At 45.9% G+C, this 19,025-nt stretch carries 16 protein-coding genes and 3 pseudogenes; 2 read left to right on the top strand and 17 right to left on the bottom strand.

Annotated features, from left to right (window positions below; all coding sequences use genetic code 11):
• Positions 1–300 precede the first annotated feature (300 nt).
• The 12 genes and pseudogenes from ftsX to AB5642_RS17295 all read right to left on the bottom strand — a co-directional run.
• On the bottom strand, positions 301–1,209 hold the full coding sequence (gene ftsX, locus AB5642_RS17350; protein WP_148463242.1) for a permease-like cell division protein FtsX: 909 nt from the start codon (positions 1,207–1,209) through the stop codon (positions 301–303).
• Positions 1,199–1,882 (bottom strand): cell division ATP-binding protein FtsE, encoded by a 684-nt coding sequence (gene ftsE / locus AB5642_RS17345; protein ID WP_118578359.1) that lies wholly within the window; start codon positions 1,880–1,882, stop codon positions 1,199–1,201. The genes ftsX and ftsE overlap by 11 nt, the downstream gene beginning before the upstream one ends.
• Before the next feature lie 446 nt (positions 1,883–2,328).
• On the bottom strand, positions 2,329–3,417 hold the full coding sequence (locus tag AB5642_RS17340; protein ID WP_173716296.1) for a CdaR family transcriptional regulator: 1,089 nt from the start codon (positions 3,415–3,417) through the stop codon (positions 2,329–2,331).
• A gap of 388 nt (positions 3,418–3,805) precedes the next feature.
• Positions 3,806–4,711, bottom strand: coding sequence for a YitT family protein (locus AB5642_RS17335; protein WP_368371777.1), 906 nt, complete (start codon positions 4,709–4,711; stop codon positions 3,806–3,808).
• Positions 4,701–6,872, bottom strand: coding sequence for a nitric oxide reductase activation protein (locus tag AB5642_RS17330; protein ID WP_243872660.1), 2,172 nt, complete (start codon positions 6,870–6,872; stop codon positions 4,701–4,703). The genes AB5642_RS17335 and AB5642_RS17330 overlap by 11 nt, the downstream gene beginning before the upstream one ends.
• Entirely contained in the window at positions 6,862–7,782 is a 921-nt protein-coding gene (locus AB5642_RS17325) for an AAA family ATPase (protein WP_118578362.1), read from the bottom strand. Before AB5642_RS17325 ends, AB5642_RS17330 begins: the two co-directional genes overlap by 11 nt.
• A 96-nt stretch (positions 7,783–7,878) precedes the next feature.
• Positions 7,879–9,993 carry a glutamine synthetase III gene (locus tag AB5642_RS17320; protein WP_173718795.1) on the bottom strand — a complete coding sequence of 705 codons (2,115 nt, stop codon included), beginning with the start codon at positions 9,991–9,993 and terminating at the stop codon, positions 7,879–7,881.
• A gap of 199 nt (positions 9,994–10,192) precedes the next feature.
• A complete protein-coding gene (locus AB5642_RS17315) occupies positions 10,193–11,086 on the bottom strand; it encodes a diacylglycerol kinase family protein (RefSeq protein WP_173718794.1) in 894 nt (297 codons plus the stop codon).
• Between the two features lie 206 nt (positions 11,087–11,292).
• Positions 11,293–12,072 (bottom strand): tryptophan synthase subunit alpha, encoded by a 780-nt coding sequence (trpA, locus tag AB5642_RS17310; protein ID WP_173718793.1) that lies wholly within the window; start codon positions 12,070–12,072, stop codon positions 11,293–11,295.
• Entirely contained in the window at positions 12,065–13,249 is a 1,185-nt protein-coding gene (gene trpB, locus AB5642_RS17305) for a tryptophan synthase subunit beta (RefSeq protein WP_173718834.1), read from the bottom strand. Before trpB ends, trpA begins: the two co-directional genes overlap by 8 nt.
• Positions 13,250–13,296: 47 nt before the next feature.
• Positions 13,297–13,947, bottom strand: a complete 651-nt coding sequence (locus tag AB5642_RS17300) for a phosphoribosylanthranilate isomerase (RefSeq protein WP_173718792.1) — start codon at positions 13,945–13,947, stop codon at positions 13,297–13,299.
• Between the two features lie 46 nt (positions 13,948–13,993).
• Positions 13,994–14,095 (bottom strand): annotated as a pseudogene (locus AB5642_RS17295) (DUF6783 domain-containing protein); the annotation flags it as partial.
• On the opposite strand from AB5642_RS17295, the gene AB5642_RS17290 reads away from it, so the two are divergent.
• The gene (locus AB5642_RS17290) at positions 14,051–14,308 is read left to right on the top strand and encodes a DUF6783 domain-containing protein (RefSeq protein WP_368366579.1); all 258 of its coding nucleotides are present in this window, start codon (positions 14,051–14,053) and stop codon (positions 14,306–14,308) included. The pseudogene AB5642_RS17295 and the gene AB5642_RS17290 sit on opposite strands and share 45 nt — an antisense overlap.
• Here the strand turns inward: AB5642_RS17290 and trpC are convergent.
• The 3 genes and pseudogenes from trpC to AB5642_RS17275 form a co-directional block, all read right to left on the bottom strand.
• Positions 14,196–14,978: pseudogene (gene trpC / locus AB5642_RS17285) on the bottom strand (indole-3-glycerol phosphate synthase TrpC); the annotation flags it as partial. The gene AB5642_RS17290 and the pseudogene trpC sit on opposite strands and share 113 nt — an antisense overlap.
• Positions 14,979–15,120: 142 nt before the next feature.
• Positions 15,121–16,134, bottom strand: a complete 1,014-nt coding sequence (gene trpD, locus AB5642_RS17280; protein WP_173718790.1) for an anthranilate phosphoribosyltransferase — start codon at positions 16,132–16,134, stop codon at positions 15,121–15,123.
• 38 nt (positions 16,135–16,172) lie between these two features.
• A complete protein-coding gene (locus tag AB5642_RS17275; protein ID WP_306467785.1) occupies positions 16,173–16,325 on the bottom strand; it encodes a DUF6783 domain-containing protein in 153 nt (50 codons plus the stop codon).
• Between AB5642_RS17275 and AB5642_RS17270 the strand changes: the two are divergent.
• A pseudogene (locus tag AB5642_RS17270) lies at positions 16,263–16,409 on the top strand (DUF6783 domain-containing protein); the annotation flags it as partial. The gene AB5642_RS17275 and the pseudogene AB5642_RS17270 sit on opposite strands and share 63 nt — an antisense overlap.
• Here the strand turns inward: AB5642_RS17270 and AB5642_RS17265 are convergent.
• Positions 16,343–16,912 (bottom strand): aminodeoxychorismate/anthranilate synthase component II, encoded by a 570-nt coding sequence (locus AB5642_RS17265; protein ID WP_173719753.1) that lies wholly within the window; start codon positions 16,910–16,912, stop codon positions 16,343–16,345. The pseudogene AB5642_RS17270 and the gene AB5642_RS17265 overlap by 67 nt on opposite strands.
• Positions 16,909–18,435, bottom strand: a complete 1,527-nt coding sequence (trpE, locus tag AB5642_RS17260) for an anthranilate synthase component I (RefSeq protein ID WP_173719752.1) — start codon at positions 18,433–18,435, stop codon at positions 16,909–16,911. Before trpE ends, AB5642_RS17265 begins: the two co-directional genes overlap by 4 nt.
• Between the last annotated feature and the right edge of the window lie 590 nt (positions 18,436–19,025).

Here is a 19,025-nt window from a genome sequence, read left to right as displayed (position 1 = left end):
CACATATCCCCCGCCCAGCACCAGGGATGCGCAAAGCACACCAGTTACAGCCCCCTTCATAAATTGTTTATCTGCCATATATTATCACTCCTCACCATACAAGTTTCATCCAGTTTCCAGCTAGCTCACCGGAGCGTTGCACCGACTTGCGTGGAATATCATTTGCCCCAATGCGTCCGCCTTGAAACACCTTACTTGTTTTTATACAAAAGGACTGCCAGATCTCTCCAGCAGCCCCCATATCCTCTTCTCATATTCTGGCGGAATGCGAACAACCGCCCTTATTGTAAAACAGAACTCTCACACCTTCAAGTGTTTTCTTGTAGTAATAAAGCTTCCCACAAGACCAATTCCAATTCCCAGAGCCAGCGCCACCGGAACCAGGGTCTGGTAGATCTGTCCAACCGGAATGAAATCTACAACACCCAGAAGTACGCTGAACTTGGTATATACATAGGTTACCACATTATTGTAACAGAAATACAAAATGATTAGTGGGATTCCTGCACCGATCAGTCCCAGGATCATACCCTCCAGAAGGAACGGTGCACGTACAAAACTATCGGTAGCACCAATATATTTCATAATTCCGATTTCGTCCTTACGAACTGTAATACCAACGGAAATGGTATTACTGATCAGGAAAATAGCGATCAGCAGCAGGATCACGATCACAGCCACAGATACATAGGAAACAATACGGTTAATGGAACCAAGAGTCTTGGCAGCCTGTTCAGACTGATTGACCTCTCGTACATTATCCAGTGTCTTGATGTAGGCAACCAGCTCAGACTGTTTCTCAATGTTGTTCATGTACACACGGTAGTTGGATGAGTTTGCCAGCGGGTTATCATCCTTGAAACCGTCTGCTGCCTCAGAGTCATCACCGAAATATTCCTGCTTCATCTTCTCCCAGGCTTCATCACCGGACTCAAATTCAATCTTGGAAACCTCCGGGCGCTGCCTGATCAGTTCTCCAACTGCATCCATCTGCTCCTGTGTGGTTCCTTCATTAAAAAGCACTGTGATCGGCACATCTTCCTCAACCTTATGCGCCAGCGTATTCACATTATTTACAATGGAAAAGAAAATTCCGAAAAGAAAAATACATGCTGCCATCGTAATAATAGAAGCAATGGAAAACATGAAATTTCTCTTGATGTTCTTGATACCCTGCTTCAGAGTATACCAGATGGTACTAGGCCTCATAATATTCTCCCTCTTTCTCGTCGCTGATGATCACTCCATTATGCATGGTCAGTACACGCTTCTTCATGGAATTGACAATCTCTTTATTGTGAGTTACTACCAGAACGGTGGTTCCACGCTGGTTGATCTCCTCAAGGAGCTTCATAATCTCCTCGGATGTCTTCGGGTCAAGATTACCAGTTGGCTCGTCTGCAAGAAGGATGTCCGGACGGTTTACAATCGCCCTGGCAAGGGCAACTCTCTGCTGCTCTCCACCTGACAGCTCGTCCGGGTACGCCTTGTATTTCCCTGCAAGTCCAACTTCCTGAAGTACCTCCGGAACTCTCTTGCGGATAACTCTGGTAGGACGGTTCACAACACGCTGGGCAAAAGCTACATTCTCATACACATCCCTGTCCTTCAGAAGACGGAAGTCCTGGAATACAACACCAAGCTTACGGCGGTATTTGGCCACACGGCGGTGCTTCATCCCCTCAAGCTTCTCTCCGCTTACGATAATCGTACCGGATGTGGAATCCAGTTCCTTCAAAAGCAGCTTGATCAGCGTGGATTTACCAGAACCGCTGTTTCCTACTATAAATACGAATTCACCTTTATCTACATGGAGATTGGCGTGATTCACGGCCGGCAGTCCCGGTCCATAGGACTTGCTTACATCTATCAGATCAATCATGATATCCTCCTACATTTTTCATATAAAAATTCAATTCAGCAGTTTGCTTAATTTTTATGTAACATTATTGTAATATATGTCTGATGAAAATGCAACCTTATTTTTCCCGAAAGCATAAGCATTACCGGTTACTGGTTACTGTGAACTTCGTTCACAAAAAACGCCTCGCGGAATGTTACCAGTGAACAGTAACCATTACCGTTCTATCGTTATCATATCTTCTTCCATACACAGTAACATGCCATCTTTCCAGCTTCATTTTCAGGCAGTACTTTATTATAACAGAGAAAACTAAGAACGCAATAGATTTCACAAAGGAAACACAAAGCAGATCCAGAAATATTTCCAAATACCACGTTCAGAGTTCTCATACTGATAAATCACAAGAGATAAAATATGCCTGCCACAAACAAATGCAGCAGGCACAGAAATTACAGATATGAAAATTAATACTCCAGAGTCTCCATATACTTCATGTATCTTACAACCATCAACGCAATCTTGAATGTGATCGCATCCTCGAATACACGAAGGTCAAGTCCGGTGCTCTTCTGAAGCTTGTCCAGACGATAAACCAGAGTATTACGGTGAATGTAAAGCTGTCTGGAGGTCTCGGATACATTCAGGCTGTTCTCGAAGAACTTGTCGATGGTGACCAGAGTCTCCTCGTCAAAATCATCCGGGGACTTGCCGCCGAAGATCTCCTTAATAAACATCTTGCACAGCGGGATCGGAAGCTGATAGATCAGACGACCAATTCCAAGAGAGCTGTAAGCAATAACATCCTTCTCAGGTGAGAAAATCTTGCCTACATCAAGAGCCATTCTGGCTTCCTTGTAGGAACGGGAAACTTCCTTCAGCTCGCTTACGATAGTTCCGTATGCAATATGTGTAGTATTCTCTTTCTCAAGTCCTAAGGTATCAAGGATGGTCTGGGCAAGCTTGTCCATCTCCTCGTATCCTTCATTCTCCTCAAGCTCCTTGACAATGATAATACTCTTCTCATCAACAGCTGTGATAAAGTCCTTGCTCTTGCCGCCAAACAGACTCTTCACGCTCTCCATGGAGCTGTGCTCTCTCTCCTGCTCAAGCTCCAGGATCATAACCACCCGTCGAACATCAGCATCAATATGAAGCTTCTTCGCACGATTATAAATATCTACCAGAAGCAGGTTATCAAGAAGCAGGTTCTTAATGAAGCTGTCCTTGTCAAAACGCTCCTTATATGCAACGATCAGGCTCTGGATCTGGAAAGCGGCAAGCTTTCCTACCATATAAGTATCTTCATCTTCTCCGTGGGCGACCAGAATGTATTCCAGCTGGTAATCATCACAGACCTTGAAATACTGATAACCTTTCACAAGCTGGCTGGCAGCCTGGGATTCCACAAATGCCTGAATATCCTGTGGCTGAATCTCAAATTCACTGTAGGTGGACGCCAGTGTCTTGCCATCTGTGTCAATAATGCAAAACTCCGTCCTGGATATCTCCCTGAGCCCCTCAAGTGTATTCTGCAGTACCTGATTTGATATCATTACCCTTCCGTCCCTTCTTGTAAATTATAGGGCTACTGGTCTCACAGCTGTCAATGTATTCCAAGATAGTGAAAACATTGTCAAAGAGAGCAGTAACATTATATGTTCGCCGGTATAACCGGCATGAATCGCTGTCCATTAGTGCCAAAATTCGCGGTCTCAAATCTGTAATATTGCACAAAACCTCAGACAGTCTTAGGAAAATCTACTGATTCCAAAAATTCATGAACCTATTTTAATACAAAATCACCAAAAAAGGAAGAGGAAAGTAGAAAAAATTTACAAATTTCCAGCAAATTTTTTTAACTTTTTCTATATCACTCCAATTTCAAGCCCTATTTTCCCCTTTTTTTGCGGTGCGCAGAAGGCTTTGGTAAAGTTTTTCTTTTTACTTACGTTCAATAAATCCCTCACCATGGACTTCACGCACGTCAGACACGATCACAAAAGCAGCCGGGTCAATATGGTCTACCAGCTCTTTCAATGCCACGATCTCCTTGCGTCCCACAACGCAGTAAAGAAGCAGCTTGTCCTGGCCGGAGTACATTCCCTTTCCGTGGACTCCGGTCACGCCGCGATCCAGTTTGTCCATGATTTCTTTGGAAATCTCGTCAGGCTTGCTGGTAATGATATACGCCTGTTTTGAAAATTTCAGACCTTCGATCAAGCTGTCAGATACCTTTGTTACAAGATAAACGGCGATGATGGCATAAAGTGCTTTCTGCACACCGAACACATACATACCTACAAGTACGATGGCTCCGTCAATAAACTGCATAATCTGGGCAATGGAGTAATGGCGTAGCTTCCGCTGCAGCAGTGCCGCCATCATGTCTGTGCCCCCGGTAGTTCCTCTTCCAAGAAACACAAGTCCGATTCCAATCCCCTGGATTACACCACCATAAACGGCTGCCAGCAAAAGATCATTTCCTGCAATATCAAATGCCGGAAGAACCGCCAGCCAGAATGACAGGCAGATTTCTCCCACCAGTGCCCTTTTCACAAACTGGAATCCACTGAGCTTCATTCCGATCAGAAACAGTGGGATATTCAGACTTAAGTTTGTGATCCACAGCGGGATGCCTCCCGGCACGACTCCCTCCGTCCACTCTTTTACCAGGATCGCAATACCGGAAAAGCCTCCGGTTACCATACCGGACATATCGAAAACACTGTTTATGGCAGTTGCCATAAGGGCTGTACCCACAATGATCATCAGGTAGTCCAGGAAGGCAGCTTTTTTGTTATTTTGGAACATGGCGTTACCTCCGTATTCTGCTTTCTTATTCATCATCCTCCAATTGCTTTGTAAGATATCTTCCAACGATTTTGGAAAATCCGGTAATATTTCGGATATATGCAAAATCCTTTCCAAAAATCTTCTTCTCCGTCGCCAGATCTTTCTCTTCCCCAGCGAAAACACCCAGCACGCTCACTCCCTGGCTGCGCAGCTTACGGATCTGGGCTGCAGTGTCGGTAATTGCGTACTTCCCATGATACGGTGCCGGATTTTTTGCATTGGGACGATTGACAATAACATCGTAAGGACGTCCATCACTGAGAATGATCAGAATCTTTTTCTCTTCCTCCCGGTTCAGCAGACCGTATCCTGCTGCCCGGATGGCAAGTCCGTCACGGTTGTTGGATGATGTTACATAGTTAAATATATTTTCATTTGCACTTCTTGGGTCGTCATATTCTCTGAAACGGTGGAGAATGGTATAATCCCAGAAAGTGCAGTAGCTCATCACTCTGTGGGGCAACTCTGCATTGCTAAGTGCTTCGCTGATAATGTAGGCCTGCAGCGCTACCTCTCCCTGGCGGCTCATCTGGGAACCACTGGCATCAATCAGCACATCTACCACAAAATCAGAAGAATCTCCCTTCAATTCCCGCCTAAAAACCTGTGCATCACTGCTTCTTCCAAGCCTCCACAGCCTTGATGGAACAATCATTCCTCTATCTGAAAGAATCTCCTGATTTTCACTTTTGATGACCAGTGACTTTTTCAGCATTTCTGTGAGAAGGGCGATATTCCGCTTCACAATGCGGTGCTTGTCATGATAAAGCCAGATATTCTTATTTTTCAACCTTTTTGCATATTCATACTGGTAATTTCGTTTTACCGGACTTTTCAGAATTCCCTCAGTAAAATACAGGCTGCAGTCGCTGTGGATGTCACGGCACATCAGCTGGTTTATCCGCTTCTCTTCCAGCTCGCTCAGATAAGTTTTTCCAAAATTCAGTTCCACATAGGTGTGGGCTTTTTCCAAAGCCTCCGGCGGCAGAACTGTAATTTTCTGTTTCGACTGCCGTTCCTCTTCCATCTCCCGGGTGACATCCGCATTCTCCATACCCGCCACATTGGAGGTAAGCTGCTCCATATAGCTTTCCAGTGCGTCCTCATACATTTCTTCGGAAAGATAGTCGTGCCAGTCAAACTCCGTCAGATCCTCCATAGTGACAGCAAGCACCTGCTCAAGTGTTGCCTTTTTGGAAAAATCAGGGTCAGCGACTTCATTGTATACAGTATCTATGATGTGGATTAAAGACATTGTATCCGTAGTCTCTGCTGCGCTGGAGATTAAATCAATATAGTGATAGATTCCTTTGTATTTTCTATTTTTTTGTTTGTTTTCTGTTATATTTGTTATAGTTTTGTTTGATGCATCTGCATTTCCTGCTATTCTCCCATTCGATACATCCGCATTTCCTGTTATTATTCCATTGGATACATCCGTATTTTCCACACTATCCGCCGATTTTTCCTCACTTCTGGAATCATCCTGCAGATTCTTCTTTTTCAAAGAAGTATTTCCACCTCTGTCAATCCGCCTTCTCAGCAGGTTCACTCTCAGATAGCCCAGCTTATCTGCTGCCGACGGCATAGTCTCATATTCCTGATCCAGTATGTCCTCGCAGGCTTTCCTCTGCATCTCCCAGATCCCAGGGCGCTGTTCACAGATCCGTTCTCCGATGGCTTCTTCAATACAGAGCTGCGAAACAAAGGTAAGCGCAGCTTCATCCGCGCCCATGAAGATTTTCTTCACCAGATACATTCCCAGAAAATCTTTATCGAAGAATTTCGCCAATGCGCCCTGCTTAATTCCATCATACAATGCAATATCCTTTGACCTGAGGAACAGGGAAACATCCGGCTTCATCTGCTGGGTGTAGTCCCCACTGATGGTCCAGAGCAGATTTCGGATACGGTTTTCCAGCTCTAATTGATAATCCTGGAGATTCAGTTCTTCACAGTTATCCTCTCTTGCCTGAAAATTTTCGCTTTTCTCCGCTACAGGTACTTCCATTGAAACTTTTTCTGATTTCTTATCCCCAGCTGCAATTTTAATTTTTTCTTTCCCAATAGCTGATTTCTTCAAAAATTCCTCTGCATCTTCAAGATCAACCAATTTGGCAGAAATTTTTAAAGATTCGTTTTCTTTATTCTCCATAAACATCTTCCCGTGTCCAGCCCTGTGGAATTCTGGTTCGCACCACATCCTCCACGATTTCCTTCTCAAACACATCAAATGTTTTATTAACAATGCCCATGCGTACCGCCTGCCATGGGGAAAGCCCGGTACGCACGATCTTCATGGCAGCAAGCAGGCCGCGAAGATCCAGTGGCTTTGTGGAAATCTCACTGTTCATGGATTTCTGCTGCAGATCCAGAAATACTCCCATAAACTGCTCCACAGCCTCTTTCTTTGCATCAGGGAACATCCTGTTGAAAATAAAACCAAGCGTTTCCTCATTCTGCGCCGGCATGTCGATCACCAGGAAACGGGAAACCAGAGCCTCATTCAGCTCCTTTGTTCCGGCATACCCGTAATTCATGGTTCCAATAAATCTTGCCGCCGGGTGAAGATCTATTTTGTCATATCCTGGCACATCAATGGACCGGCGGTAATCCAATGTGGCATGAAGTACAGAAACCGCATCATTCTTCGCCATATTGATCTCATCCAGAATACCGAATCCGCCTTCCTCTGCGCACTGGTAAATGCTTCCCTTACGCAGCTTCACCTGATTATCCACGAAAGTATCTGTTCCAATCAGGTCACCGCTGTTTGTATTCACATGGAAGGACACGTTATACACCGGTCTCCCGAAAATATATGCCAGATTCTCTGCCAGCACATTCTTTCCCGTAGCCTTCGGTCCTGCCAGAAGCAGATTCTCCTGCTCCAGCACCGCTGCCATGGCCATCTCCAATGTTTCCTTCCCATAAAATGGCAGCGCCGGCTTTATCCGTCTATGCTTCGCTTCCTCTGAAACGCCATATTCCTGTCGAAACTCTTCCGCCGCCTTAATAAGCGCCGCACTGACACCCTGTTCCTCTAAAAAATCAAATTCACTCATCTTATTCCTGCTTTCACTTTACCTCTTTATTTTTCCTGCTTTCACTTTACCTCTTTAATAGAAAAGAGGACTGCGGCTGCAGTCCTCCTGATCACTTTACGGCTCAAACACCAGATCTCCATAAGATGGCATCGGCCACATATCTTTATCCACTAACATTTCCAGTTCGTCAACCGGCTCTCTTAATTTCTCCATTGCCGGAACCAGTTTCTCTCTGCAGAACACTGCTCTGTCACGTCCTTCCGGATGCGTCTCGATCTGATCTACCAGCTTGCTCAGCTTATTCATGGTACTGTTCACTTCTTTCAGAAGCTTGCTTGCTTTCTTCAGAAGATCCATCTGAACGCTCACGTCAATTGGTCCAACTGCCTTCACCTGATTGATGGACTCTGCCAGTACAGTTGTATACTTGATAACTGCTGGAATGATCTGCTTGGTTGCCATGTCCACCATGGTTTTCGCTTCGATGTTAATTGCTTTCGCATAAATCTCATACTGGATCTCCGCTCTGGACTCCAGCTCAGTCTTTGTAAATACTCCAAATTCTCCAAACAGTTCTACAGCCTTATCTGTAGTAAGTGCCGGAATGGCATCTACCATAGATGTCAGAACAGGAAGTCCGCGGCGGCGTGCCTCTTTTTCCCATTCAGGAGCGTAGCCATTGCCGTTAAATACGATTCTCTGATGCTGGGTAGCATATTCCTTGATCAGATCATGGACTGCCAGATCAAAGTCTTCTGCGCTCTCCAGAACATTGCAGGCTTCCTTAAACGCCTCAGCAGTAATGGTATTCAGCACCACATTGCATGCGGAAATGGAATCCTTGGAACCAACCATACGGAACTCGAATTTATTGCCGGTAAAAGCAAAGGGTGAAGTACGGTTACGGTCTGTAGCATCCTTCATGAAATCCGGAAGCGTCTTAACGCCTGTATCCATTTTCTCCCCGGTCTTACTTCTTGTAGCAGTACCAGTGCTGATCAGCTGCTCCAGCACATCCTCAAGCTGCTCTCCAAGGAAAACCGAAATAACAGCTGGCGGAGCCTCATGACCGCCAAGGCGCTGGTCATTTCCAACATCTGCAGCGGACTCACGAAGAAGATCTGCATGCTTGTCAACTGCTTTCAGGATACAGGTCAGAACCAGAAGGAACTGAATGTTCTCATGTGGTGTCTTACCCGGCTCCAGAAGATTAATTCCGTCATCAGTAGTCAGGGACCAGTTATTGTGCTTACCGGAACCATTCAAGCCTGCAAAAGGTTTCTCGTGAAGCAGACAGCGCATGCCGTGACGGCTTGCCACCTTTTTCAGGATACGCATCATGATCTGGTTGTGATCTGCTGCAATATTAACAGGTGCATAGATCGGCGCAAGCTCATGCTGTGCCGGTGCAACCTCATTGTGCTGGGTCTTGGCTGTAACTCCCAGCTTCCAGCACTCTTCATTTACTTCTTTCATATATGCGGAAACTCTCTGACGGATGGTTCCGAAATAATGGTCATCCATCTCCTGTCCTTTCGGAGGCATGGCTCCAAAAAGAGTGCGTCCGGTGTAAACCAGATCCTTTCTCTGCATATATTTCTCTTTATCAACAAGGAAATACTCCTGCTCTGCACCAACAGATGGTGTCACCCGTTTGGAGGTCGTATTTCCGAAAAGTCTGAGAAGTCTTAATGCCTGTGTATTGATGGCTTCCATAGAACGAAGAAGCGGTGTCTTCTGATCCAGCGCTTCTCCTGTATAGGAACAGAAAGCGGTAGGAATGCATAAGGTTCCACCTGCTGCATCATGTCTTACAAAAGCCGGTGAGGTACAATCCCATGTTGTATAGCCTCTTGCCTCAAAGGTGGCACGAAGTCCGCCAGATGGAAAAGAAGATGCATCCGGCTCTCCCTTGATCAGCTCTTTACCAGAAAAGCTCTGAAGGACTTTTCCATTCTCCATAGGTGCGGTGATAAATGCATCGTGCTTCTCTGCAGTTACGCCTGTAAGGGGCTGAAACCAGTGACTGTAATGAGTGGCACCCTTCTCGATGGCCCATTCCTTCATCTCGTGGGCAACCACATCTGCAACCTCCATGGAAAGCTCCTTGCCCTCTTCAATGGTTTTCTTCAGCTCTTTGTAAACCTTCTTCGGCAGACGGTCCTGCATGACGGAATCATTGAATACATCACATCCGAATAATTCCTTCACATTAACATAATCTCCCATTGTTCCTCTCCTCTCGTTCATCTCGCTGCTTATTTCCCCAGGCTGCCATTTATCTGCGGTACCTTCTCTCCATAAACAACGATTCATCACACATTACTGGTTCTTATTTTTTCACATGTAAGCACTCAATGCTTTCACAGGTGCAAGGCAAAAAACGCGCAAAAATTCTCTCTGGTGATACCAGCCGGTCTCACCCTGTTTACTTGTCGCTCTTCAGGCAAAGATTCAGCGCCTGCTGCAGATTCTCAATCTCTACCAGCCTTGGGCTTCCGCCGTACTCACCATCCAGTGTCCATGCTACTTCTTCCTCTGCTTCAACTGTAAGCTTCCGTGCCTTGAAAGAATAAATCAGGTCAGAATTATCCTCCATGTTGAGAAGATTCCGGACAATCTCCTGCATTTCCAGCGGGTTCTTAGGCTGTACAATCAAAGTGACCTCAAAAAGGCCGTCGTTCATATCCACATCTTTGGTCAAGTTCTTAAATCCGCCCACAGATCTGGAATTGGTGACCATACCGTAGATAAAGTTATCTTCGATCACACCAGTCTCTGTTGTCACTTTCATATGGTAAGCCTTGATATCCAGAAGTCTCTTGGCACCTTCCAGGACATAAGCAAGATGGCCCAGAATGTTCTTCAGGTCCTGACTTGTCTCATAAGACACATCTGTAAAAAGACCAAAAGCAGCTACATAAGCAAAGGTCTGGCTGTTGAATCTGCCTACGTCGCATCTGTAAATCTCTTCCTTCATGATCATAGATGCCGCATCCAGCATATTCTTCGGCATGAAAAGGCTGTTGGCAAAGTCATTGGTGCTTCCTGCCGGTATGTATCCGACCGGAACCTTGCTTCCCACCTCGGTAATTCCTGTAACCACTTCATCCAGCGTGCCGTCACCGCCGCTGCAGACGATCAGATCCACCTTGTCTGCATATTTCTTCACCTGTTCATAGGCATCCTTCGGGGCCTGAGTTGCGCGGATGATCACCTCATAACCGCCTTTATTAAAGATATCTACTATATCCATCAGAGATGTCTTGATCTTGCCCTTCCCTGCTTTGGGATTAAAAATAAATACCAGTTTTTTCTCCAACTTCATTCCTCTTTTTCATTACCATTTATTTTACACATAAAATTAATTCACATATGATACTATAAAAAAAAGAGGGCAAAATGTCAACGCTTTTGCCCTCTTTTATAGTCTTTTTAGAATTAAAACAAGCTAAATTTTTTTGGTCTGTTCTGCTTATTTTTGGAAAAACTGAAGCATTTCTTTTCCATTTTTTATATTCTGCCTACTTAAACCTCACGCACAGCGTCCTTCATGGACTTTACATAGTCCTTTACATATGGGACGCAGTTTTCTCCATGTGCGGCACAAATTTTCACAATGGCGGAGCCTACAATCGCACCGTCGGACTGGGCAGCCATTTTCTTTGCCTGCTCCGGGGTGGAGATGCCGAAGCCCACTGCACATGGAATGTCCTTTGCATCTTTTACCAGCTTCACCATCGCTCCGATATCAGTGGTGATCCGGGTTCTGGTTCCGGTTACGCCAAGGGAGGAAACGCAGTATACGAAGCCATTTGCCTCTTTTGCAATCCGGGTGATCCGGTCGTGGGATGTGGGGGCGATCAGGGAAATCAGCTCCAGACCATACTGTTTGCAGACCACATCGAACTCCTCTTTTTCCTCAAAAGGTACATCAGGAAGAATCAGTCCATCCATTCCGATTTCTGCTGCTTTCCTGATGAAACGCTCTGTTCCATAGGAAAAAACAACGTTTGCGTAAGTCATAAATACCATTGGGATACTGGTTTTTTTACGGATTTTTACCACCATGTCAAAGATCTTGTCTGTGGTTACTCCGCCGCTCAGTGCACGCACATTGGCTTCCTGGATCACAGGACCTTCTGCTGTCGGGTCGGAAAACGGGATTCCAAGCTCAATAAGGTCTGCACCTGCTTCCTCCATTGCATAGACAAGCTGCTCGGTGATCTCCAGAGATGGATCTCCGCAGGTGATAAATGGGATAAATGCTTTTCCTTTTGCAAATGCTTCTGAAATTCGGTTACTCATGGATATCCTCCCCTCTGTATCTTGCGATTGCTGCACAGTCTTTGTCGCCCCGGCCGGAAATAGTGATAACTACGCACTGATCCTTGCCCATCTGCGGCACGATTTTTCTTGCATAGGCAACAGCGTGGGCGCTTTCAATGGCAGGAATGATTCCTTCTGTTTTGGAAAGATATTCAAAGGCTTCTACTGCTTCTTCATCTGTTACAGGTACATACTGGGCACGGCCAGTGTCGTAAAGGTGGGCATGCTCCGGTCCGATTCCCGGATAATCCAGTCCTGCGGAAATAGAGTAAACCGGCGCGATCTGTCCGTACTCGTCCTGGCAGAAATAGGATTTCATTCCATGGAAGATTCCAAGTCTGCCAGTGGCAATGGTGGCTGCGGTCTCTGCAGTATTTACGCCGCGGCCTGCTGCCTCGCAGCCGATCAGCTGTACATCTTTGTCTTCAATAAAGTGGTAAAAGGTTCCGATGGCATTGGAGCCGCCGCCTACACAGGCAAGGACTGCATCTGGAAGCCTGCCTTCTTTTTCCAGCATCTGTTCCTTGATTTCTTTGGAGATAACTGCCTGGAAATCGCGGACAATGGTTGGGAAAGGGTGAGGGCCCATAACGGAGCCCAGTACATAATGGGTATCTGCTATACGGTTGGTCCATTCACGCATGGTCTCGGATACGGCATCTTTCAGGGTGGCAGTTCCGGAGGTTACAGGATGAACTTTTGCTCCAAGGAGACGCATCTTATATACATTTAATGCCTGGCGCTCGGTATCTTCTTTTCCCATGAATACCTCGCATTCCATTCCCATAAGGGCTGCTGCTGTGGCTGTGGCTACACCGTGCTGTCCGGCTCCGGTTTCCGCGATAACACGGGTTTTGCCCATTTTTTTTGCAAGAAGCACCTGACCTAAGACGTTGTTGATCTTGTGGGCGCCGGTGTGGTTTAAGTCTTCTCTTTTTAAATAAACCTTTGCGCCGCCAAGGTCTTCGGTCATGTGAGCTGCGTAGTAGAGGCGGGATGGTCTTCCTGCGTATTCATTTAAAAGTTCTGTAAGCTCCCGGTTGAATTCCGGATCGTCTTTATAGTGGTTGTAGGCTTCTTCCAGTTCGATCACCGCGTTCATCAGGGTTTCGGGAATATACTGGCCGCCGTAGATTCCAAATCTTCCGTTTGACATAGTGTTGGTTCCTTTCGTTTCGCTGTTTTGTATATGAATTACTTTTTTCACTCTAAATCTGCTTCTCGCTCTTTTCTGTATGCTTCCAGTGTATTAATCTGCTTCAGCATACGGGCAATCTGCTGTATTTTCGCCCGGTCTTTTCTTCCATCGGTTTCCAGGCTGCTGCTCAGGTCTACAGCCCATGGGTGTAAGGTTCCGATGGCGCTGCGGAGGTTTTCGGGACCGATTCCTCCGGCAAGGAAGAATGGGCGACGGACTGGGGGAACCAGGGTCCAGTCGAAAGGTTCGCCGGTTCCTCCTGCGCCCTGGTCTAAGAGGATGTAGTCGGCAGGGCTTCGAAGGGCCCGCTGTACATCTTCGGGTGTTTTTATGGAAAAGGCCTTGATGACAGGCTTTCCAGTCATATTCTGGATTTTTTCGATATAGTCTTCGTCTTCATCCCCGTGAAGCTGGGCTGCCCATAGGGTGCCATCTCTTAATAAGGAAATGGGGAGTTCCGGGGCAGCGTTTACGAATACACCTACGGGAAGGATTTCCTTGTCCAGTCCCTTAACCAGGACTTTGACCTGTTCTGCCGTAAGGCTTCGTCTTCTTCCTGGAACTTCAATTATGAATCCCGCAAAATCCGGTTTTGCTCCATTTACAGCTTCAATATCCTCTTTGCAGGTCAGACCGCAAATTTTTAATTTTGCCATACTGTTTCATTCCTTTTCTTTAATTTTTTATTTTCCAACTATTTTATCAGCACATTGTACATCTTAGATTGCCAGAGCGTGTTTGAAAAAGGCTTTCTGCAAGATGTGCGTCACAATTTGTGGGAGATTTTGCCCGGATGAGGACGCCGTAGTTGGCTACGGCAACCGAATTCGGGTGAAATATACCGCAAAGTGGGACGTGCATGGAATATCACTTATCACCATGAGTCAGCTCAGACAATCCCTGCATTTAATGCCCCAAGTGCCGCTTTCTTGTCAGGGCTGCGCATTAAGGTCTCCCCGATCAGGACTGCATCTACTTTGTTTTCATATAATATACGGATATCCTCCGCTGTCTTAATACCACTTTCGGAAACAAACACCGTATCAGCAGGTGCCATGTTCCGCAGTCTGATACTGTTTCCCATATCAACGGTAAAATCATGGAGATTCCGGTTGTTCACTCCCACGATTTTTGCTCCAAGATTCAAAGCACGGTCCACTTCCCACTGATCATGAGCTTCTACCAGAGCATCCAGCCCCAGCTCCTGTGCCAGTTCCCCAAAGGCTTTTAACTGGCTGTTATCAAGAATCGCACAAATCAGAAGTACAGCGGAAGCCCCAAATGCTTTTGCCTGGTAGATCATGTACTCATCTACTGTAAAATCCTTTCGAAGCACCGGAATATTCACTGCCTGGGAAATTTCCTGCAAATACCTGTCTGCGCCCTGGAAATAAAAGGGCTCTGTGAGACAGGAGATTGCAGAAGCACCGGCCTGCTCATATTCCTTTGCAATGTCCAGATAAGGAAAATCTGGTGCGATCAATCCTTTTGACGGAGACGCTTTTTTTACTTCACAGATGTAAGACATTCCCGGCTTTTTTAATGCCTCCAGAAAAGAGATTTTTTCCTCGGCATGTTTCGCCAGATTGGAATTCTGCTGTGAGATAAGTTCCCTTAATGGGACTTTAAATTTTTCCTCCGCAATACGCTCTTTTGTGCGCGCTGCTATCTCGTTTAAAATACTCATTCTATCTCCTGTAAAACTCTCTGTGATGTCATTCTCTCTTGTCGTCATCTTTATCCAAATGAGTTATATTGTTATTTTTTTCAGTGCTATTTTGTTTTGTGATGTGATTATTGTTATTTTTGTTATTATTTGTGTTTATTTTTCACTCCTGGTTACTCTTTTGTATAAATTCTTCCAGTTTCTTCAGGGCAGCCCCGCTGTCGATCAGCTGCTCTGCCATCTTCACACCTGCTTCAATGGAAGCTGCTTTGCCTGCAATATAAAGTGCAGCACCGGCATTCAGGCAAACTGCATGACGTTTCGCACCTGTCTCTTTGCTTTCCAGAATTGCTTTTGTGATTTCGGCGTTCTCCTGCGGGGTTCCTCCCTGAAGCTCCTCTTTTGTGCAGCGCTCATAGCCAAACTGCTCCGGAGTGAGTACATAGGATGTAAATTTGCCATCTTTGATCTCGCATACAGAAGTCGGTGCACTCATGGAAATTTCATCCAGACTGTCCTGTCCGAAGACAACCATTCCTCTTATTACTCCAAGATTTGCCATGACCTGCGCAAGAGGCTCAACAAGGGCTTCATCATAAACACCCATCAGCTCCATATTGGCGCCAGCCGGGTTGCTTAACGGTCCAAGAATATTAAATACAGTACGGATTCCCAGCTCTTTACGGATTGGAGCCACATACTTCATTGCAATGTGATAGTTCTGTGCAAACAGAAAGCAGATTCCGATTTTTTCCAAAAGCTCCTGGCTTTTTTCCGGTGGAATTGTGATCTTAACGCCCAGAGCCTCCAGCACATCTGCGGCTCCGGATTTTGAAGAAGCAGCTCTGTTTCCATGCTTTGCTACCGGTACACCTCCTGCTGCGATCACAAGGGAGGCAGTGGTGGAAATGTTAAAGGAATTGGAGCCGTCTCCACCAGTACCTACGATTTCCAGTACATCCATGTCATGAAGCAGCTTGATGCAGTGTGCTCTCATGCCTGCCGCGGAAGCGGTAATCTCATCAATGGTTTCCCCTTTCAGCGCCAGAGCAGTCAGGTAAGCGGACATCTGTACCGGAGTAGCTTTTCCGCTCATAATCTCGTCCATTACCTCTTCTGCTTCCTGATAGGTTAAGTTCTTTTTCTTCGATAATTTGATAATACTTTCTCTGATCATTTTTTCTGCTCCTCTCTGATGTTGTCCTTTATAAATTGTCAAATCTGACTTGCGCTTCCAGAGCGTGTTTGAAAAATCATTCCCGCAATCTGCACGCCCCACTTTGCGGTATATTTTGCCCGAATTCGGTTTCCGTAGCCCGCTACGGCTCCCTCATCCGGACAAAATCTCCCACAAATTGTGACGCACATCTTGCAGAAAGCCTTTTTCAAACACGCTCTAGAAAATTCTCAATCATCTTCCTTCCATCGGGAGTCATAACAGACTCCGGATGAAACTGCACACCGTAAACCGGATATTCCTTATGCTCCACTGCCATGATTTCTCCATCTTCTGCTCTGGCTGTCACAACCAGCTCCTCCGGAAGAGTCTCTTCTATTGCTGCCAGGGAATGATATCTTGCTGCCGGGAACTTTTCCGGAAGTCCTTTAAACAGGACATTGGAACCGCACTGGATCATCTCATCTCTTTTCCCATGCTTCAGTTCTTTTGCATAGGAAACCACTCCGCCAAAGGCTTCGCAGATGCTCTGATGTCCCAGACACACACCCAGAATTGGGATTTTTCCAGCGAACTCTTTGATCACCGGAATACAGATGCCTGCCTCCTCCGGTCTTCCAGGACCCGGGGAAAGAACAATTGCTTCTGGTATCAACTTCTCTATTTCTCCCAGGGAAATTTCGTCATTTCGAACCACCTGAATATCCGGATTAACGGACCCGATCAGCTGATACAGGTTATAGGAAAAGCTGTCGTAATTATCAATCAGTAAAATCATTCTAATCCCTCCTCTGCCTGGCTGATGGCCCTTACCACCGCTCTTGCCTTATTCTGGCACTCTTCAAATTCTTTTTCCGGTACGCTGTCTGCCACGATTCCGGCTCCCGACCGGATACAGATTTCATCTTTTTTCTTATATACCAGACGGATTGCAATGCACACATCCAGATTTCCTGTGAAATCCACATATCCGATTGCACCGCCGTAAATGCCTCTCTTGCTTTGTTCCAGTTCCTGAATGATCTGGCAGGCACGGAATTTCGGTGCCCCTGAAAGGGTTCCTGCAGGTAAGATGGCATCCACCGCGTCTATGGCATCTTTACCCTTTTTGATGGTTCCTGTTACTGTGGAGCCCAGGTGCATGACACAGGAATAACGTTCCACAGTCAGATATTTTTCTACTTTTACGCTGCCAAGCTCACTGATTTTTCCAATATCGTTTCTTCCCAGATCCACAAGCATGTTGTGCTCGGCAAGCTCTTTTTCATCCTGAAGAAGATCCGCTTCCAGTGCTTTGTCCTCTTCCGGTGTTTTTCCTCGCGGCCTTGTTCCTGCCAGTGGGAAAGTGCTTAACTTGCCATGATCTAATTTCACCAGTGTCTCCGGGGAGGCACCTGCGATTTCAATGTCATCACTGGAAAAATAGAACATGTAGGGGGATGGGTTGGTAGCTCTCAGAACACGGTAAGTATCAAACAGGCTGCCCTCTGCTTTTGCCCTCATGGGGTTTGACAAAACCACCTGGAAAATATCGCCCTCGTGGATATAATGCTTCGCCGTTTCCACCATCTGGCAATATTTTTCTTTAGCGAACTGAGGCTGGATTTCAGATTTAAGCCTGATCGGAGGAAAGATTTTTTTCTCACCCTTTTTGATCAGCTCTGTCATTTCTTCCAGTTTTTCACAGGCCTGTTTATAGGACTTTTCCAGATCATCTGTCATCACACCTGTAATAAGAAGAACCTTCTGACGGTAGTGGTCGAATGCGATCACATCATTAAACAGCATCAGATCCAGATCCCGGAAATCCTGCTGTTCCTTATCTTTTAGTTCCAGCTTGGGCTCACTGTATTTGATGTAATCGTAGGAGAAGTAACCTACCAGACCGCCGGTAAATGTGGGCATATCGTCCATAACCGGACTTTTGTACTGACTGATGATTTCACGGATGGCATCGCCTGGATGGGCAACCTGTCGAACCTCTTCTGTACTGCTTTCTGTACTGCTTTCTGCAGCATTGCCGCTTCTACCAAAAGTTTCCGTCTTACTGGTTTTTCGAATTCGCAGGATTCCGTCTGTACAGGTGATTTCCATGGAAGGGTCATATCCCAGAAAAGAATACCTGCCCCACGCTTCGCTCTGGCTGGCGCTTTCCAGCAGATAGCAGTGATGACTTGCCTTTTGCAGAATCCGCATCATCTCTACTGGTGTGTAGCTGTCTGCGTATAACTCTTTGCAGATTGGAATTCTTTTGTAATCTCCTGCTGCCATTTCCCTGATCTTATCAAATGTTGGATACATAGAACACCTCCCGATTTATTTCCTGAACAGTGCACGCGCCGCATCCTCGCAGAGCGTTTTTAGGTGTAACAGGAACATTACGGAGTAATTTTCTAGTACACAAAAAACCCGTCCAGGACAGAATTTCCATATCTGTCAAGGACGGGTCTGAATATTCACCCGCGGTGCCACCTTGCTTCACGATAAAATCGTGCTCTTAACGGAATACCATCATATTCCTGACAACTGACGTATGTCCTACGTCGCATAATACTTGGCTTCTGCAGAATCTACTTTCATGCTTCAATCAGATATGTCTGCAATTCTCTGCATTTGTTCTGCCTTTCCATGCGCCCTCAGCGGCCCATTTAACAAACTGCCTTACCGCCCGGCTCTCAGCCTCCCGGACTCTCTGTGGGTGCACGATTGTTTTTATTCCCGCTTCATCGGTTTAGTTCGTTGAATCGAATTTTTATTTAAAATAGCATACAGGCAATGAATTGTCAAGCACTTTTTTCATATTTTATAAACATTATATGAACCATTTATGATAATGTCCTAATATACCACAAAGGAAAATGTCCCAATGTAGTATAATGCTTCCATCAACA

The sequence above is a fragment of the Ruminococcus sp. 1001136sp1_2201st1_G3_2201SCRN_220225 genome, assembly GCF_040924365.1.
Lineage (GTDB): Bacteria > Bacillota > Clostridia > Lachnospirales > Lachnospiraceae > Blautia_A > Blautia_A faecis.
This window is presented reverse-complemented; position numbering and strand designations above follow the sequence as displayed.

Excerpts from the sequence above, each read along its gene's own strand:
- ftsX (WP_148463242.1), bottom strand. The coding sequence starts at position 1,209 with ATGAGGCCTAGTACCATCTGGTATACTCTGAAGCAGGGTATCAAGAAC.
- ftsE (WP_118578359.1), bottom strand. The coding sequence starts at position 1,882 with ATGATTGATCTGATAGATGTAAGCAAGTCCTATGGACCGGGACTGCCG.
- AB5642_RS17340 (WP_173716296.1), bottom strand. The coding sequence starts at position 3,417 with ATGATATCAAATCAGGTACTGCAGAATACACTTGAGGGGCTCAGGGAG.
- AB5642_RS17335 (WP_368371777.1), bottom strand. The coding sequence starts at position 4,711 with ATGATGAATAAGAAAGCAGAATACGGAGGTAACGCCATGTTCCAAAAT.
- AB5642_RS17330 (WP_243872660.1), bottom strand. The coding sequence starts at position 6,872 with ATGGAGAATAAAGAAAACGAATCTTTAAAAATTTCTGCCAAATTGGTT.
- AB5642_RS17325 (WP_118578362.1), bottom strand. The coding sequence starts at position 7,782 with ATGAGTGAATTTGATTTTTTAGAGGAACAGGGTGTCAGTGCGGCGCTT.
- AB5642_RS17320 (WP_173718795.1), bottom strand. The coding sequence starts at position 9,993 with ATGGGAGATTATGTTAATGTGAAGGAATTATTCGGATGTGATGTATTC.
- trpA (WP_173718793.1), bottom strand. The coding sequence starts at position 12,072 with ATGAGTAACCGAATTTCAGAAGCATTTGCAAAAGGAAAAGCATTTATC.
- trpB (WP_173718834.1), bottom strand. The coding sequence starts at position 13,249 with ATGTCAAACGGAAGATTTGGAATCTACGGCGGCCAGTATATTCCCGAA.
- AB5642_RS17300 (WP_173718792.1), bottom strand. The coding sequence starts at position 13,947 with ATGGCAAAATTAAAAATTTGCGGTCTGACCTGCAAAGAGGATATTGAA.
- AB5642_RS17290 (WP_368366579.1), top strand. The coding sequence starts at position 14,051 with ATGTGCGTCACAATTTGTGGGAGATTTTGCCCGGATGAGGACGCCGTA.
- trpD (WP_173718790.1), bottom strand. The coding sequence starts at position 16,134 with ATGATCAGAGAAAGTATTATCAAATTATCGAAGAAAAAGAACTTAACC.
- AB5642_RS17275 (WP_306467785.1), bottom strand. The coding sequence starts at position 16,325 with ATGTGCGTCACAATTTGTGGGAGATTTTGTCCGGATGAGGGAGCCGTA.
- AB5642_RS17265 (WP_173719753.1), bottom strand. The coding sequence starts at position 16,912 with ATGATTTTACTGATTGATAATTACGACAGCTTTTCCTATAACCTGTAT.
- trpE (WP_173719752.1), bottom strand. The coding sequence starts at position 18,435 with ATGTATCCAACATTTGATAAGATCAGGGAAATGGCAGCAGGAGATTAC.